Origin of the sequence: Citrobacter sp. wls757 (assembly GCF_005280935.1) — a bacterium.
GTDB classification, from domain to species: Bacteria; Pseudomonadota; Gammaproteobacteria; order Enterobacterales; family Enterobacteriaceae; genus Citrobacter; species Citrobacter portucalensis.
Genome location: NZ_SZWU01000072.1, coordinates 60,596 through 63,173, shown reverse-complemented (window position 1 = coordinate 63,173; position 2,578 = coordinate 60,596). Strand labels below are relative to the sequence as shown.

2 protein-coding genes are annotated in these 2,578 nt (G+C 56.6%); both read left to right on the top strand.

All coding sequences use genetic code 11. From position 1 onward, the window contains the following. Positions 1-1,851 (top strand): GNAT family N-acetyltransferase (locus FDW94_RS19970; protein WP_249358652.1); only part of this gene is annotated, 1,851 nt, incomplete at its 5' end. A gap of 73 nt (positions 1,852-1,924) precedes the next feature. Then, positions 1,925-2,578: esterase (gene ypfH / locus FDW94_RS19965; RefSeq protein ID WP_137378151.1), on the top strand; the 654-nt coding region annotated here is incomplete at its 3' end.

The following is a 2,578-nucleotide window of genomic DNA, read 5'->3' as shown; positions in this document are numbered from 1 at the left end:
ACCGAGCCGTGCTGTACGCCGCAGGCGCTAAAAACATTATTAGGGCGCGAGTTTCGTCATGCGGTTTTTGACGCCAGGCAAGGTTTTGACGCTGCGGCGTTTGCCGCCTTAAGCGGCACACTACTTGCTGGCAGTTGGCTGGTATTGCTGACCCCACCCTGGCATTCCTGGCACACGCATCCGGACGCGGATTCACTACGCTGGAGCGATTGTGCTGAACCTATCCCTACACCGCACTTTATCGAACACGTCAAACGGGTGATTTCCCGCGATAGACAGGCTCTGCACTGGCAACAGCATCAGCCGGTTGCCTGTCCGCATTTTCCTGCTCGCGCAGCCTGGCACGCGGCAACCGGCGAACCCCAGCCAGAACAGGCGATGATATTAAATCATTTGCTGGCTATGCCTCCCGGTGTGGTTGCGGTGACGGCCGCACGGGGTCGGGGCAAGTCCGCTCTGGCAGGGCAACTCATAGCGCGGATTAATGGCACTGCGATTGTGACAGCGCCTGCCAAAGCGGCAACCGATGTGCTGGCGCAATTTGCCGGAGAGCGTTACCGTTTTATGGCCCCGGATGCGCTGTTAAGCAGTTCTGCAATCGCAGACTGGCTGATTGTGGATGAAGCCGCCGCGATCCCCGCGCCGCTGTTGCACCAACTGGTGGCGCGTTTTCCTCGTACGCTGTTAACCACTACAGTACAAGGCTACGAGGGAACGGGGAGAGGCTTCTTGCTGAAATTCTGTGCCCGCTTCCCCAATCTTCAACGCTATGAGTTGCAGCAACCGGTACGCTGGGCGCAGGGATGTCCGCTGGAGCAAATCGTCAGCGATGCGCTGGTGTTTGATGATGAAACGTTCACGCATGCCCCATTGGGGGAGCTTCACTTCTCGGCATTTGAGCAACAGTCCTGGCATGCTAATCCGGCGCTGCCGTTAGCGGTATACCTGCTGCTTTCTGGAGCGCATTATCGTACCTCGCCATTGGACCTGCGGCGGATGATGGACGCGCCTGGTCAGCATTTTCTTCAGGCATCAACCGCTGACTCCGTGGCGGGGGCTGTCTGGTTGGTCGATGAAGGGGGACTATCCGCGGAATTAAGCCAGGCCGTCTGGGCCGGATATCGTCGACCGAGAGGGAATCTGGTTGCGCAGTCGCTGGCGGCGCACGGTGGTGACCCGTTGGCGGCGACGCTCATCGGGAGACGGGTCAGTCGAATTGCGGTTCATCCTGCGCGCCAAAGAGAAGGTATTGGGCAACAGCTGATTATGCTGGCCCACCGCTATTCCACATCGTGTGACTATCTGTCGGTCAGTTTTGGGTATACGGCTGAACTATGGCGTTTCTGGCAACGTTGCGGTTTTGTGCTGGTGCGAATGGGAAATCATCGGGAAGCCAGCAGCGGCTGTTATACCGCCATGGCGTTACTTCCCATTAGCGAAGCGGGGAAACGCCTTGCCGAGCGGGAGCTCCTGCATTTGCGCCGTGATGCGGAAATCCTTGCGCGATGGAACGGTGAGAGCATTCCGCTGGTCCCGCTGAAAGAGACTACGCTTAATGAGGATGACTGGGCTGAGCTGGCTGGGTTTGCCTTCGCGCATCGGCCATTATTGACGTCGCTAGGCTGTCTGAGTCGTCTGCTTGAGCACAGTGAGTTACCTCTTCCGGCCTTGCGCGGACGCATCCAGGCTAAACGTAGCGACGCTGAATTGTGCCAACAGCTCAAGATTTCTGGTCGTAAAGCGTTGCTGGTCATTCAGCGCGCCGAAGCGGCACAGGCATTAAATCAGCTGGATGCAGAGCGTGAACAGCGGCTACATAATCGCATTATGCAATGGCAATTTTTTCACTAACTTCTTCAATTTCCTGGCATGGTCATTGCGGTTAAGCGGCGTAGAATGATTCTCATCAGTTAAGGAGATCGCCATGAAACATGACCATTTTGTTGTTCAAAGTCCCGATAAACCCGCTCAACAGCTACTGCTGCTGTTTCATGGCGTCGGCGATAACCCGGTTGCTATGGGCGAAATTGGCACCTGGTTTGCGCCGCTGTTTCCGGATGCGCTAATCGTTAGCATTGGTGGAGCAGAGCCTTACGGGACGACGTCCGGACGTCAGTGGTTTTCGGTGCAGGGCGTAACAGAAGAGAATCGTCAGGCACGTGTTGACGCCATTATGCCGGTGTTTATCGAAACCGTGCGCTACTGGCAGAAGCAAAGCGGCGTTTCGCCGCAGGCAACCGCGCTGATTGGCTTTTCTCAGGGTTCGATTATGTCACTTGAGAGCATCAAAGCTGAGCCGGGGCTGGCATCGCGGGTCATCGCCTTCAATGGCCGCTATGCCACCTTGCCAGAGGCTGCAACTACCGCGACGACGGTGCATTTGATTCACGGTGGTGAAGACCGGGTAATTGAGTTATCTCATGCCGTTGCCGCGCAGGAAGCGTTAATTCGCGCCGGTGGGGATGTGACGCTGGATATCGTCGAAAATCTGGGGCACGCCATTGATGAACGCAGCATGCAGTTTGCGCTCGATCATCTGCGTTTTACCGTACCGAAGCACTACTTTGATGAAGCGCTG